The organism is Croceitalea sp. W27, from assembly GCF_055693185.1.
Genome location: NZ_CM146327.1, coordinates 2,829,433 through 2,842,428, shown reverse-complemented (window position 1 = coordinate 2,842,428; position 12,996 = coordinate 2,829,433). Strand labels below are relative to the sequence as shown.

14 protein-coding genes are annotated in these 12,996 nt (G+C 32.0%); 12 read left to right on the top strand and 2 right to left on the bottom strand.

Going from position 1 to position 12,996, the window contains the following annotated elements; all coding sequences use genetic code 11:
- Positions 1-378: 378 nt before the first annotated feature.
- From ACZ1GR_RS12890 to ACZ1GR_RS12860, 7 genes are all read left to right on the top strand, one after another.
- Positions 379-1,593: a phage integrase SAM-like domain-containing protein gene (locus tag ACZ1GR_RS12890; protein WP_472609371.1), complete on the top strand. Its 1,215-nt coding sequence runs from the start codon at positions 379-381 to the stop codon at positions 1,591-1,593.
- A 159-nt stretch (positions 1,594-1,752) separates the two neighbouring features.
- Complete coding sequence (locus ACZ1GR_RS12885; RefSeq protein WP_472609370.1) at positions 1,753-2,250, top strand: RNA polymerase sigma factor; 498 nt, start codon at positions 1,753-1,755, stop codon at positions 2,248-2,250.
- Position 2,251: 1 nt separating this feature from the next.
- Complete coding sequence (locus ACZ1GR_RS12880; protein WP_472609369.1) at positions 2,252-2,884, top strand: hypothetical protein; 633 nt, start codon at positions 2,252-2,254, stop codon at positions 2,882-2,884.
- 314 nt (positions 2,885-3,198) lie between these two features.
- Positions 3,199-4,500, top strand: a complete 1,302-nt coding sequence (locus tag ACZ1GR_RS12875; RefSeq protein ID WP_472609368.1) for a dienelactone hydrolase family protein — start codon at positions 3,199-3,201, stop codon at positions 4,498-4,500.
- Between the two features lie 244 nt (positions 4,501-4,744).
- A complete protein-coding gene (locus ACZ1GR_RS12870; protein ID WP_472609367.1) occupies positions 4,745-5,815 on the top strand; it encodes a cupin domain-containing protein in 1,071 nt (356 codons plus the stop codon).
- A gap of 22 nt (positions 5,816-5,837) precedes the next feature.
- Positions 5,838-6,683 carry a TolB-like translocation protein gene (locus ACZ1GR_RS12865; RefSeq protein WP_472609366.1) on the top strand — a complete coding sequence of 282 codons (846 nt, stop codon included), beginning with the start codon at positions 5,838-5,840 and terminating at the stop codon, positions 6,681-6,683.
- Positions 6,684-6,692: 9 nt separating this feature from the next.
- The gene (locus ACZ1GR_RS12860; RefSeq protein WP_472609365.1) at positions 6,693-7,082 is read left to right on the top strand and encodes a tautomerase family protein; all 390 of its coding nucleotides are present in this window, start codon (positions 6,693-6,695) and stop codon (positions 7,080-7,082) included.
- A 108-nt stretch (positions 7,083-7,190) separates the two neighbouring features.
- Here ACZ1GR_RS12860 and ACZ1GR_RS12855 read toward each other — a convergent pair whose 3' ends face one another.
- Together ACZ1GR_RS12855 and ACZ1GR_RS12850 are read right to left on the bottom strand one after the other, a co-directional pair.
- Positions 7,191-7,892: a LytR/AlgR family response regulator transcription factor gene (locus ACZ1GR_RS12855; RefSeq protein ID WP_472609364.1), complete on the bottom strand. Its 702-nt coding sequence runs from the start codon at positions 7,890-7,892 to the stop codon at positions 7,191-7,193.
- Positions 7,885-8,880 carry a sensor histidine kinase gene (locus ACZ1GR_RS12850; protein WP_472609363.1) on the bottom strand — a complete coding sequence of 332 codons (996 nt, stop codon included), beginning with the start codon at positions 8,878-8,880 and terminating at the stop codon, positions 7,885-7,887. The genes ACZ1GR_RS12855 and ACZ1GR_RS12850 overlap by 8 nt, the downstream gene beginning before the upstream one ends.
- Before the next feature lie 247 nt (positions 8,881-9,127).
- On the opposite strand from ACZ1GR_RS12850, the gene ACZ1GR_RS12845 reads away from it, so the two are divergent.
- The 5 genes from ACZ1GR_RS12845 to ACZ1GR_RS12825 all read left to right on the top strand — a co-directional run bounded on the left by ACZ1GR_RS12845 (position 9,128) and on the right by ACZ1GR_RS12825 (position 12,896).
- Positions 9,128-9,478, top strand: coding sequence for a DUF3471 domain-containing protein (locus ACZ1GR_RS12845; RefSeq protein WP_472609362.1), 351 nt, complete (start codon positions 9,128-9,130; stop codon positions 9,476-9,478).
- A gap of 76 nt (positions 9,479-9,554) precedes the next feature.
- Entirely contained in the window at positions 9,555-10,673 is a 1,119-nt protein-coding gene (locus ACZ1GR_RS12840; RefSeq protein WP_472609361.1) for an alpha/beta hydrolase, read from the top strand.
- A gap of 4 nt (positions 10,674-10,677) precedes the next feature.
- Positions 10,678-11,244 (top strand): DUF4199 domain-containing protein, encoded by a 567-nt coding sequence (locus ACZ1GR_RS12835; RefSeq protein ID WP_472609360.1) that lies wholly within the window; start codon positions 10,678-10,680, stop codon positions 11,242-11,244.
- A gap of 106 nt (positions 11,245-11,350) precedes the next feature.
- Complete coding sequence (locus ACZ1GR_RS12830; protein WP_472609359.1) at positions 11,351-11,839, top strand: hypothetical protein; 489 nt, start codon at positions 11,351-11,353, stop codon at positions 11,837-11,839.
- 34 nt (positions 11,840-11,873) lie between these two features.
- A complete protein-coding gene (locus tag ACZ1GR_RS12825; RefSeq protein WP_472609358.1) occupies positions 11,874-12,896 on the top strand; it encodes an alpha/beta hydrolase family protein in 1,023 nt (340 codons plus the stop codon).
- The last annotated feature ends 100 nt before the right edge of the window (positions 12,897-12,996 follow it).

The window sequence follows — 12,996 nt, the reverse complement described above, 5'->3', positions numbered from 1 at the left end:
AAGAGAGGCTTTTTTTATTCAATTGGATTCCATTCAACTTTTTATACTAATCTAATAACCCGAATCAGTTTATATGCAATAAAAAAGCCCCTCGTTTCCAAGAAGCTTCCGTTTTGTGCGGGCGGAGAGACTCGAACTCTCACACCTCGCGGCACTAGATCCTAAGTCTTTTCTATATTGCACCAAAGAAACATAAATTATCTCAATATCAATGAGTTATGCTTCTTTCAATTTTATTTAAAGTCATTTAATATCAGTTGATTTCAACATTTGTTGTACCTATGTTGTACCCAAAAATCATTTTAAATTTATATCTTTAAAAAAGATTTTACTGAGTGTTGTGCCTGATTTGACTTTCGAAATTTAAACAGGTCAACTATGTCAGCAAGCGCACAAATCGTTCTTCGAAAGAAAAAGAATTCTAAGGGTTTATATCCTTTAGCAATTCGTATTACAAAAAATCGTCGTTCCTCCTATAAGCATATCGGTCATTATATAGACCTCGAAGATTGGGATGACAAAAATCTGAAAGTCAAAAAGTCCAATCCAGATGCAGATAATCTGAACAACCTATTATCTTCAAAATTATCTCAAGTGCGCAAAGGGTTGATGAATCTCCAAAGTGAGAATACTGATTTATCTGCAGGACAAATTAAAAGGAATATTTACAAACCTGCTTCAAGTCTAACTTTGTTTGACTATGCCAAGGAGCATTTGGAAACCATAGAGGCAGAAAAAAAGATTAACCGACTTACGACAGATACTGCCTTAACTACCTACATCTGGGCTTTTCATAAGTCCAAAAATTTGAAATTTCAAGATATTAATGGGCGATGGCTCAAAAAATTCTACACCTATCTTGTTGGCTCGAGAGCATTGTCAGAAACATCAGCACTCAATGTCTTCGTTCTTATTCGCTTGTTGTATAATCGCGCAGTAGTAGACAAGGTAGTCAGTAAGGATATATATCCATTCGGAAAAGGTGGTTTTAAAATTAAATTTCCTGACACACATAAGATTGGTCTGAGCAAGAAAGAAATTCTAATATTTGAAACTATCGACAATCTCACTGAAATTGAACGACACTCGCTTGATGTATGGTTATATAGTTTCTACTTTGCTGGTATGAGAATATCAGACGTATTGTTTACAAAATGGTCAATGATTCATGATGGTCGGCTGCATTATCGAATGGGAAAGAATAATAAAATCGTTTCACTTAAAATTCCAGTTAAGGCTTTGGCAATTCTCAAATGTTATGAAATCGAAAAGAACGGCAACGACGACTTCGTTTTTCCTGAAATGAAAATGGCAGATTTAAGTAACCCAAAAGATATTTACAATAAAATCAAGGTAGCTACTAGTAAATTAAATAATAATCTAAAGGTAATAGCTAAAAAGATTGGTATTGAAAAGAAAGTAACAATGCATATAGCTCGACACACTTTCGGTAATATAGCAGGAGACTCTATTCATCCTTTAATGTTACAAAAACTGTATAGACATAGTGACTTAAAGACTACAATAAATTATCAGTCAAACTTTATTCATAAAGAGGCTGATGATGCCTTGGATAGTGTTGTGAATTTCTAATTTAATCCATACTAATCACACAATTTCCTAATACTTGATGTATTAAAAAGTGATGGCATCGCATTACATTATGTTTTTCAATTTAAGAAAAGACAACTTTGTATTGTCATATTTCATTAACTTTTGTCACTAAATAAAAAACGAGATATCTAGAAGTACGTGCAAAAAATCAATTTTGAAGAAATATTAAAAGCCAATAAGGAGAAAATCTACCGAATTTGCAGAATATATGCAGTGTCCCCTGCAGAGCCGCAAGATTTGTTTCAAGAAGTGGCCTATCAAATCTGGAAATCTTTAAGTTCTTTTAAAGGAAACGCAAATATTGATACTTGGGTTTACCGTATTGCTCTTAATGTATGTATGCGTCATAAATTAAAACTAGAAAAAAATAGCTATAAAACTCACCGTTATGATTCGATTGAATTTAAAGCTAGTGAGGACATTTTAGATGACAAAGACAACAAAAAATATCAATTTTTAAAGGAATGTATCGCAGCTTTAAATGAAAGTGACACCTCAATTATTGTGTTGTATTTAGAGGATTTATCCTATAAGCAAATAAGCAAAATAACTGGTTTGACAGAAAATCATATTGCTGTTAAAATGAAACGTATTCGAAAAAAATTGTTCGAATGTATTAACCCTAAATTAAGTTAAAATGGAAGAACAGGAATTAAAAAATATCTGGAAAAATTCTTCTAGAACTGAAGATATAAATATAAATGCATCTCAATTACTTAAAGATTTTAAGTTTGGAATGGAAAGTAGAGAACGAATTGTTCGTAGAAGAGATAGAAGGGAAATTATAGGTGCTATTATAGGAATCTTGGGGTTTGGATATTCATTTTATGCCTATCCTAATCTGATTTCACGTATCGGTACTGGAATAGGATTGGTAGCTTTAGCTTATATCGTTTTTAAATTAAGAAACAACAGGAAAAGTAAATTGGTCCGTGAATTATTCTTACCAATAGAAGAACAATTAAGCTATCAAAAGCAGTTTATGGTTAATCAGTATAAACTGTTAGACACTGTTGTTTTTTGGGTATCAGCACCTCTTTTTATAGCCAATACACTTCTTGTCTGGGGTATTTCAAAATCTGACCAATCACGTCCTATTTTAGAAGAACTAACTACTAAATGGGAATCTAAACTCTTGACGACTCTCGTTTTCGTATTATTATTCGGATATATAGGATTGATGAATAAAAAAGCCGCAAGAGTAAATTGGCAACCACTTATTAATCAAATAGATACCATTCTCAACAACCTAAAGGAAGAAGAAAAGTAGACTCTTCTGTCATATTTTAATAACTCTTGTCACTAACCTTAAAGAGACCCAAAACAAGAGTTAAATATGACCGTAAAAACATTTAATACTACACTTAAAATAACCGGAATTATAATTATGCTCATCGCATTTTTAATAGTTCCTGACACGAAGCCTTGGTACTACGAAGTACTACTTTTTGACATAGGCTTGCTTCTAATTCTCATTCCAAAGTTTCTTGAAATAAGGAAAAGGTTAACAAAAACTAAGACGAACCTGTAATTCTATCCTTCACTTTTTAACACACTATAAAAACTCATAAAAAAACAAATAAAATGGACAACAAAAAAAGTAAAAAACGCTTAAAAACTGTAGATATAATTGGTATCGTTTTAATCTTAATTGGAACAGGTACTGTCTTTGTAGCCAATGATTCCCCTTATCATAACATCTTTCAATTAGTACTTGCCTTTGGTTTAGTAGTCAATATTTTTTCTTGGAGAACAAGAAAGAAAGCAAGAAAAAGCACGATTAAAAATAGCACCCTAATTCTAATCTTACTTTTCTCATCATTTAGCTTAATGGCACAAGATTATTCAAAACAAATTGAAGCTTTTACCAATAGTTTTGCGGACAAAAACACTGAAGCACTCCAACCTTACATGAGTGATAGTTTGCATTTTGGTAAAATACTTGCAGCCAATACACCTGCTATTATGAAGAACATTGTAACCAACCTTCCAAAGCTAAATAGTATGGTTATAATTGAGAGTGAAGTTGGAAAAGCAAAAGTTGCTTATGATTTTGTTGGCTTAGGTAAAAGTGAATCCTTTATTTATTTTGATGACACAGGTAAAATCACTAGAATTAAGTTAGTTGAAGACTTGATAAATCAAGAGGCTGAAGCGCGCAGACAACAAAAAGTGCCGTTACCTACACCAGGAGCATTAGGTGATAAATACAGCGCTACCAAAGTTGAATTTTCTGCAAAAGATGGGTTGATAATTAGTGGGGAATTATATGAAATTGACAAAAACAAACCAGTAATCTTATTACTCCACCAAGCGGGTTACAACCGTATAGAGTATTCAGATATTGCGCCTAAGTTGAATGAGTTAGGGTATAATTGCCTTACTATAGATTTACGCTCAGGTGGAACATTTGCTGGCAAACCAAACATTACTAATGCAAAAGCTTTAGAAAAAGGATTACAACCAGAAATGATAGATGCACAACAAGACATTACTGCAGCAATTAACTATTTGAATAAAAAATATAATAAAGAAGTAATTCTTTGGGGAAGCTCCTTCTCTTCTAGTTTGGCACTTTTGGAAGGCGCAAATAACAAAAAAGTAAAAGCGATTATAGGTTTTAGTCCCGGTGATTATTTTGGCGATACTAAACCTTCATTAACCGCCGTATTTTCAAAAATTAAGAAACCCTATTTTGTAACATCCTCTAGGTCAGAATCAGAAGTATTAACTGAATTAATTGGCTCTTCTAAGCTAGAAAAAAATCAACAGCAGTTTATTCCAGAATCTTCAGGACTACACGGTTCACGAGTACTTTGGACAGGTCAAAAATATGCAGAAGAATATTGGAAAGCTTTAAAAAAGTTTTTAGTCGCTATAAGATAATAGCCGTTACATCTTTAAAAAGAGATAAAATTTCAAAAAAGTGTTAATAAATAGTGCCCGTACCTTTTTTGGTAGCTTTTATAACATTAATAAATAGCTTCGTCACTTTGAGGCTAATCAGACCTGAATAAAAATTAACTTTAATAAAAACTTACGGGGAAAGTTAAACTCTTGTGCGTGTTTATTTAAAGCTACGACAGTCATTTTTTATTAATAGAAATTGATTGAAAATTAAAGGTAAATTATGGATGATTTCAAACGAAGAGAATTTATAAAGCTAAGTGCGATAGGGTTTGCAAGCATTGCTTTGCAACTTAATTCCATTTCGTCTTATGCACAATCGGCTAACGCACATTTTGGGAAATGGCATAAAGACACTAGTCTCAATTGGGATGCCTTTTTAGAGCGCCTTACACAACTAGCTAAAACCCAACACAAACCGCATTGGGAACAGAAAAGGTATACTGAACAGGTAAAACAATTACTTCTTAACTGCAACTTCCCTGAATTTGAAAATGTCAAAAAAGAAATTGAATCTTTTAAAAATAAAACACCAAACTGGATTGAAGCTGCGCGCTTACATAAGGAAGTAGACTTTCAGGTATCTCTATTTCAATTTGAAAAGGGTGAATATATTTCACATCATGACCATCCGGATATGACTGGAGTGATAAATGTTGTTTCTGGAAACTTATTGACAAAAAATTATTCAATAACCGAACAACTCTCAACAACAAGGGAAGTTATAAAGAATGGGCGAAAAGAAGTATTGCGAAAGTGCGCCATCAGGGAAGTAGGAAATGAAGTTGTTAAAGGTGGAGATGTTAGTATTCTTACTGCAGATGAAGGAAATATTCATTCCATCATGCCAAATGAATTAACTCAATTGGTCGATGTCTTTACACCAGCCTACAAGCCTGACACAAATGCCAATTGGTATAAGGTAAACGAAGATGAATTTTACATGGGACGTGAAAATATATTTGAAGCAGAATATGCAATCAAAGAATTATCAGAAGTACATACCATAACACTAAGCGGGGAAGAATTAAATCGATATGTCGGTTCGTATAAAATAAACGATAAAAACTTTCTAAAGATTTTCAGAAAAGATGAAGAAATCATTTTAGAACGAACCCGCAGCTTAGATGCATCTGGCAGAAAAATAAGTTTATTGCCATATGAACAAAACAAGTTTTGGATAAGCGGCGAGAATACGCGTTGCATTTTCAATATGGATGGTAGAAAAGCTCCCAAAAGCATTACTCTATATACAATCCCAGGAGCGGGAGTTACTGCTAATAAGATAATGTAGCATTTATAAACAAAGAAATAGTATGAAAATCATTAAAATATTAATAGTAGGACTAATAATTTTAAACTCTTGCAATACTAAAAATCCGTATCTCGGTCAAAAACCTCCAGGCTTAATTCCTGAAGTTTTCGCTCCCGGTTTAGTTACTACAGGAGGATGGGAACACGGCGGTACTTTTAGTCCAGATATGAAAGAGTTTTATTTTCTACGACAAGTTGGCGAAACTAATAAAAAACAAGAATTTGTTGTCTATAAAAATGATGACAATACATGGAAGGAAACAGTCATATCTCCTCGTAAAGGGCAACCTTTTATTTCTCCAGACGGAAAGATAATGTTCTTAGGAAAAAGATATATGGAGCGTAAGGAAAATGGAGACTGGTCTGAAATAAAAAAACTCGACACTCCTTTCGATAGTCTACCCATTATGTCTCTTTCTGCCTCTTCTAAAGGCACCTATTTTTTTGATGAATTCAAACGTGACTTCACTGGTGATATTCGGTATTCGCGACTTGTAAATGGAACGTATGAAGAACCGAGGTTACTCAATAAAAGTATTAATATGGGGAAAAGTTTTCATCCTTTTATTGCACCAGACGAATCTTACTTACTATTTGATAGTAAAAGAGAAGATGGATACGGAGATTCAGACATCTATATTAGTTTTCGCCTACAAAATGGTTCTTGGGGCAATCCTATTAATCTAGGTGATAAAATAAACACAAAGGCTTGGGAAGCTTCTGCAAGTGTAACACCTGACGGGAAATACCTTTTTTTCAATAGAAATATAGGGTCAGACAAGTATGAGAATGTAGATATATTTTGGGTAGATGCCCAGGTTATTGAAAATCTTAGACCCAAACAATAACCAAAACTAATGTCACAAATTAAAATTTACGGCTTAAGAACAAATCTGAATGAAATTAAACTTCAATTATCTGATATAATACACAATTGTATTGTTGAAACATTACAGCTTCCTATTTCTAAGCGATTTCATAGATTCATTAATCTGGATAAAGACGATTTTATCTATCCAATAGGAAGGACAGATGCTTACATCATTATTGAAATTTTGATGATATCGGGTAGAACGTCCTCAACTAAAAAAAGATTAATTAAAATGCTAATTAAAAAGATTAATGAGCAGTTGCATATTTCATTAAATGATATTGAGATTACTATTATTGAAAGCGAAGCTTTCAATTGGGGCTTTAGAGGGCTGACAGGAGATGAAGTCAATTTAAATTATAAACTTAATATTTGATTCTTTATAATTTAAAGTAAAGAAGAAGGCTCCAAAACTATTGACACAATTATTGAAATGAATAATTAATACGTCTAGCAGGTTCTATGTAATGAATAAAATTGCCATCTATAGCTTAGGGTAAGATTTCACTTTTTTCGTTAATATACTTTTAAACTGAGACCCAATTGGTATTTTAATCTCACCTACAGTAATGTAATCGGGAGTCATCGAGTCAATTTTTTTAAAGTTGACAATAAAAGATTTTTGAACTTGTATAAAATCAGTAGTTAGGTTTTGCATTGCCTCACTAATACTTTGTCTTGCCATAATTTTTTTGTGAGGCGTCACGTAATAAATATAGTTACCGTCTTTTTCAAGGTAATTTATATCATCAACTTTAAGTTGATGTGTTTCAAGGCCACTTTTAACAAAAATTGTTATACTGGACTTATTTGTATCAACTACATTATTTATACTAAAGGCACTAGTCAATTTTGTAATTGTTTTAGAAAAACGTTCTAAACTAATCGGTTTTAAAAGGTAATCAAACGCATTAACATTATAACTCTCTACTGCGTGTTCGGAATATGCAGTGGTAAAAACAATAGCAGTTTCTTTAGGTATCATTTTAGATAAAGACAACCCGCTTAAATGAGGCATATTAATATCCAGAAAAATAACATCGACTTTATTGACATTAATAAATTCTAAAGCCTTAAGGCCATTCCTAAATGTCTTTACCAATTGAAATTCAGAAAAATGAGATACATATGAGCTTATTAACTCAATTGCCTTTGGTTCATCATCCACTATAATAGCCTTAATCATCTGTATTAATTGTTAATTCAACTTTGTATGTTCCATTACCTTTAAGAACTATCGAATGTTTATCTGGGTAAGCTAAATCTAACCGCTCTTGATTTGATTTTAATCCAAACCCTCCACTTTTAGTATTAAAAGGCACTTTAGGTATGGAGTTCTCAATATGAAATACAATTGTTTCTTCTTTAGATATGTCGATATCAATAGTAATAAACGCATTTTCTTCAGGTTGTACACCGTGCTTAAATGCATTTTCCACATAGCACACGAAAATACCTGGTTCAATATATTGTGCATCAAAATTTCCTGAAGTTTTAATTTTGAAGTCAATTTCGTCATCTTCAAAACGTAGCAGGTGTAATTCAGCAAAATTCTTAAGAAACTTAATCTCTTCGGCAATAGTTACTTTTTCATTCTTAGTATCATATACTACATAGCGCAATAATCCTGATAATTTATCGATACTTTGTGCTAATTTTGGGTTATCTGTTTGATTTACCATCGACAGCAAATTATTCATTGTATTGAATAAAAAATGAGGTTGCAATTGCTGTTTCAATAAATTTAATTCTGCTCGATTTTTAACCAGTTCTAACTCTTTCCTCTCTCTTTCGTGCTTGGTCCATTTTTTGGTAAACCCATAGCATACAACCACTGCTACATAAAAAATGTTTAAAAATATAGCTCCATCAATCTCCCAATTCTCCTTGTTATCAGGAAAAAATATTACCGTCACTAATATGCCATAAAGTAATAATGTGATTGTAAATAGTCCTATTGATTTTAGGACAAAACCTTTTACTGCCTGTGGCTTTTTAAGTTTATGAATCAGATACAATTCAGCATAAAAGAATAGTATAAACAAAAATTGTGTAATAGCAAGCACAATTAGTTTATCTGTATTTCTAACTTGTATTTTATGCTTTTTTCCGTCAACTATTTCAATATCGACTACATCCATAGAACCATTTCCAAAGACAAAAAACCAGGTCATAAATCCCCAGAATAAAACATTCAGCAGTATTTCTATACGTTTAAACTTCACAAATCAAAGATACTATTCTGCACCAATTATAATCTGCTAGTGTTATGAAACAGGTTTTTCTTGTTATGAATTGAGCAAAATTTACTACGTCACATATTTTTTATATCTCATAACAAAACATACTGTCTTTATAACTTCATAGGATTTTCAAATGAACTTTCTACTTCATTTGTCATCAAATTATAAACCCATAAAAATGAAAAAAATCCTATTAATTCTAAGTATTGTATGTCTAAGTTTAACCGCATCTGCACAGGATAAGAAAGACACTCCAGATGTAAAAGTCCCTATTGAAACATTAAAAACTTACGTCGGTAAATATGAGATGGCACCAGGTGCAATTATAGATGTTACAACAGATGCTAACCGCATTTTTGTACAAATGACTGGGCAGGCAAAATTTGAAATTTTTCCATCGTCTATGACCGAGTTTTATTTAAAAGTGGTGGAAGCAAAAGTAATCTTCAAAGCTGATGATAAAAATAATATTACAGGTCTTACGCTACAGCAAAACGGGCAAGATAACCCAGGTAAAAAAATAGAATAATACAATGAAACATAAAGTGCTACTATTTCTATTTTTTTGTTTTAATCTGATAAGTTTTTCGCAAGAACAATAAATTATGAAAAAAAATCTCATTTTAATACTACTCGCTTTGGTATCATCAATGGGTATGAGAGCACAAAGCTATACGGAACAATTCGAAGCTTTTAAGCAATCAGTTGAAGCAAAGAATGGAACTGCTTTAAGGCCTTTTATTAGTTCAGAAATTGAATTCCTTCCTTTTCTACCAAAAGAGCGACTATCACCTGCACTTTTAGAGCGTGTTTTTCAAGATGTATTTAAAGAAATTAATTCTGTATCCATAAAAGAGTATACAGATAGTGAAATAGTCGTTTTTTATCATTTTATAGATGTTAAAACAAAAGATAGAGTATCGTCAATTATTTTAGATTCCGAAGGGAAAATAAAGGATGTTAAAATTATAGGAGAACTTATTAAAGAGGCTCAAGAGCGCAAACTAGGCAAAGATGCCGAACAACCCATCGCAGACGAATTCACTACTAAATATCCCGCAAAAAAAGTGTCATTCAAAACTTTAGATGACAGAACTGTTTTTGGAGAACTATATGATACTGGAAACAATAAACCAGTCATTTTATTACTTCATCAATTCGGTTATAATAAATATGAATACTCAGATATCGCCCCTAAGTTAAATGATATGGGATTTAATGCTTTAGCTATTGATTTAACTGGCGGTGGCACATTTGCGGCGCATAATAATGAAACCGTAGACAAAGGGTCGCCAATAGACAATTCTCCAGAAAACAGACGTAAAATGATTGAGAGGATTAAGGATGAATTAGAAGCAGCTATCGATTACCTAAATAAAAAGTACAACAGAAAAGTGATAGTTTGGGGAAGTTCTTACTCTGCTAATTACGCTATATCCATAACAAAAAATGAAAATGTAAATGCGGCTATAAGTTTTAGTGGTCTCGCAAATGGATTATCCAAAGAATTATTAAAACTAGAGAAACCTGTTTTTATGACCTCTTCAAAAGAAGAAGCTTCGCAAATAAAAACCTTGCTCAAGGATGTGCCACAAAAAGAAAATCTAATCCATTTTATACCAAATAGTAAAGGTGGTCATGGTTCTAGTGTATTATGGAATGGGCAGCCTTATGCCGAAGAATATTGGGAAGCGGTAAAAGCTTTTTTAAATAAGTTAAAATAAAATTATGAATACTCAAAAACCGGCACTATTTAAATATGCACTAAAATATGGACTCATATTGGCAACTATCCCAACCATTTACAATATTGGATTAGTGATAATGGGATTGCATTTAGATTACAATTATTATGGCGATGGTTTAGGAGAATCGTATACTAAAGCTAGGTCATTTCTTTTGCCTGTTATACTTTTTATAGCGATATATATTTACAAAAAATCTAATTCTGGAACTTTAAGTTTAAAAGAAGCGCTTAAAATTGGACTTTGGATTCTTCTTATAAATACGATAGTGGTTATTGGCTATAATCTTTTTTTCAGATTTATTATTGAGCCTGAATTTGCCACCAAATTTTATGAACTCAATAGAGAGCAGATTTATACTATTTTATTAGAAGGGCACCAAGAAATAGGTAGAGACTATACTCAAGCTGATATGGATATTCACGTATCAAGAAATGGAAGTGTATGGAACATGCTATTTGCCAATGTAGTTCTCAATTTTGTTTTTATGCTGTTCTTTTCATTAATAATTGGTTTGATTCTAAAAAGAAAGCAAACTAAGGTTAAATAATTTGACTTAATTATAAAAAAGATAGTGTTGAATGTTTCTTGAGTTAAAATTTTTAATTCAAGAATTGTCATATTTCTATAATTATTATAACCGCTTAATAAATAGTATGAACAACAGATACTTATATAACATTTTATTAATTTTTGCTTTTTTATGCTGCTTACCTATTACTACTCAGGGGCAATCTCTTTCGATTAAGAATACACTTAACGGTAAAGAAAAAGTAATAAAGGAAAATAGAAGAATACGAATCAAAACGGTTAACAAAGACAAATTTAAAGGTAGATTCAAAATCATTGATAACTCTAGAATATGTATCAAAAATAATACAATAGCTATTCAAGATATTAGTTATATAAGAAAAGACCCTTTTGCTCTAAAAATCATTATAACAGGTGGTCTCATTTATTTAGGAAGCTCACTAATAATTGTAGGATTGGTTTTTGATGCTTTTGGCGCAGCAACAGCAATTAGTGGGAGCACATTATCGATTACTGGTGTTGGTGTATTGGGGTTAGGATTTTTAAGTCCAGTACTTATTCCTTCTAAAAAGACTAAAAATAATTGGCATATAGAAATAGTACCAAGTCAATAGGGAAATATTTATTTTTAACTATCAAAGAAATAAAATGAAGAATTTTTTGATAATTACAACAGTTCTTTTTTACTTTTCTTGCAGGTCGCAAGAAAGTGATTTTAACGTAGGTCAAAAATCCATCACTTATATCGACGAATCTCGAAACCGTCCTTTAGTAACAGAAATATGGTATCCTACTAAAGATAGTCTAGATAAAAACATCGCTACTAATACTCAAAGAACTCCCTTTGTTACAATAAATGCGATACCAGATGCAAGCATTATAGACGAGAAACACCCTTTACTACTAGTTTCCCACGGTACTGGTGGTAATCGGTTCTCATTAACCTGGTTCATTGAAAAAATGGTAAAAGAAGGTTATATCGTAGTATCGTTAGACCATTATGGAAACTCATCATTTAATAAAATTCCTCGTGAATTTGTAAAATGGTGGGAAAGAGCCATTGATATTAAGCATGTCCTGACACAAGTATTAAATGATGATACAGTAGGGTCAAAAATTGATATTTCAAAAATTGGAGGCGTTGGATTCTCATTAGGAGGATATACAAATATTGCACTAGCTGGTGGTTATGTTAATAGAAATCTAACTAAAACAATGGATATAGAACTACCTCCTGAATTCCCCAAAGGAGAGGAAATTATTGATTTTAATACGGATAGTTTAATAATTGCATCTTACAATAAGTATAAAGACCAAGTTAAAGATGAAAGAATGAAAGCATTCTTTATAATGGCTCCAGCTATAGGCTTTGGGTTTCAATCCGAAAAACAAACTAAAAATATTACCGCTCCAATTTTTATAATAGCAGGGAAAGGTGATACGAATACCCCTATCTCAGGAAATGCTGAAAATTATCATCTATTAATTAAAACAAGTGAGCTTTATCTTTTTGGAGAACACGTAAACCATTATGTTTTCTTAAATGAAGCTACGGAATTTGGAAAACAGATATTACCAGACTTAACCATTGACCATCCTAGTGTAGACCGAAGGGAAATTCACAATAAAACTATAGGACTAGCTATTGTTTTCTTTGACAAAAACTTATGAAACCATTGAAGGATAAGCCGAAAAAAAATTAAATATAAAAGCAATTAAAGTAACTCCACTTGACCGAGCATAAAGAAATATTAAAGAATTTAGATGCTAG

What these genes read in the sequence shown, in the direction of transcription:
- ACZ1GR_RS12850 (WP_472609363.1), bottom strand. Translation starts at nt 8,880, where the DNA reads ATGACCTGGTTTTTTGTCTTTGGAAATGGTTCTATGGATGTAGTCGAT.
- ACZ1GR_RS12830 (WP_472609359.1), top strand. Translation starts at nt 11,351, where the DNA reads ATGAACAACAGATACTTATATAACATTTTATTAATTTTTGCTTTTTTA.
- ACZ1GR_RS12870 (WP_472609367.1), top strand. Translation starts at nt 4,745, where the DNA reads ATGGATGATTTCAAACGAAGAGAATTTATAAAGCTAAGTGCGATAGGG.
- ACZ1GR_RS12845 (WP_472609362.1), top strand. Translation starts at nt 9,128, where the DNA reads ATGAAAAAAATCCTATTAATTCTAAGTATTGTATGTCTAAGTTTAACC.
- ACZ1GR_RS12840 (WP_472609361.1), top strand. Translation starts at nt 9,555, where the DNA reads ATGAAAAAAAATCTCATTTTAATACTACTCGCTTTGGTATCATCAATG.
- ACZ1GR_RS12855 (WP_472609364.1), bottom strand. Translation starts at nt 7,892, where the DNA reads ATGATTAAGGCTATTATAGTGGATGATGAACCAAAGGCAATTGAGTTA.
- ACZ1GR_RS12825 (WP_472609358.1), top strand. Translation starts at nt 11,874, where the DNA reads ATGAAGAATTTTTTGATAATTACAACAGTTCTTTTTTACTTTTCTTGC.
- ACZ1GR_RS12860 (WP_472609365.1), top strand. Translation starts at nt 6,693, where the DNA reads ATGTCACAAATTAAAATTTACGGCTTAAGAACAAATCTGAATGAAATT.
- ACZ1GR_RS12865 (WP_472609366.1), top strand. Translation starts at nt 5,838, where the DNA reads ATGAAAATCATTAAAATATTAATAGTAGGACTAATAATTTTAAACTCT.
- ACZ1GR_RS12890 (WP_472609371.1), top strand. Translation starts at nt 379, where the DNA reads ATGTCAGCAAGCGCACAAATCGTTCTTCGAAAGAAAAAGAATTCTAAG.
- ACZ1GR_RS12835 (WP_472609360.1), top strand. Translation starts at nt 10,678, where the DNA reads ATGAATACTCAAAAACCGGCACTATTTAAATATGCACTAAAATATGGA.
- ACZ1GR_RS12880 (WP_472609369.1), top strand. Translation starts at nt 2,252, where the DNA reads ATGGAAGAACAGGAATTAAAAAATATCTGGAAAAATTCTTCTAGAACT.
- ACZ1GR_RS12875 (WP_472609368.1), top strand. Translation starts at nt 3,199, where the DNA reads ATGGACAACAAAAAAAGTAAAAAACGCTTAAAAACTGTAGATATAATT.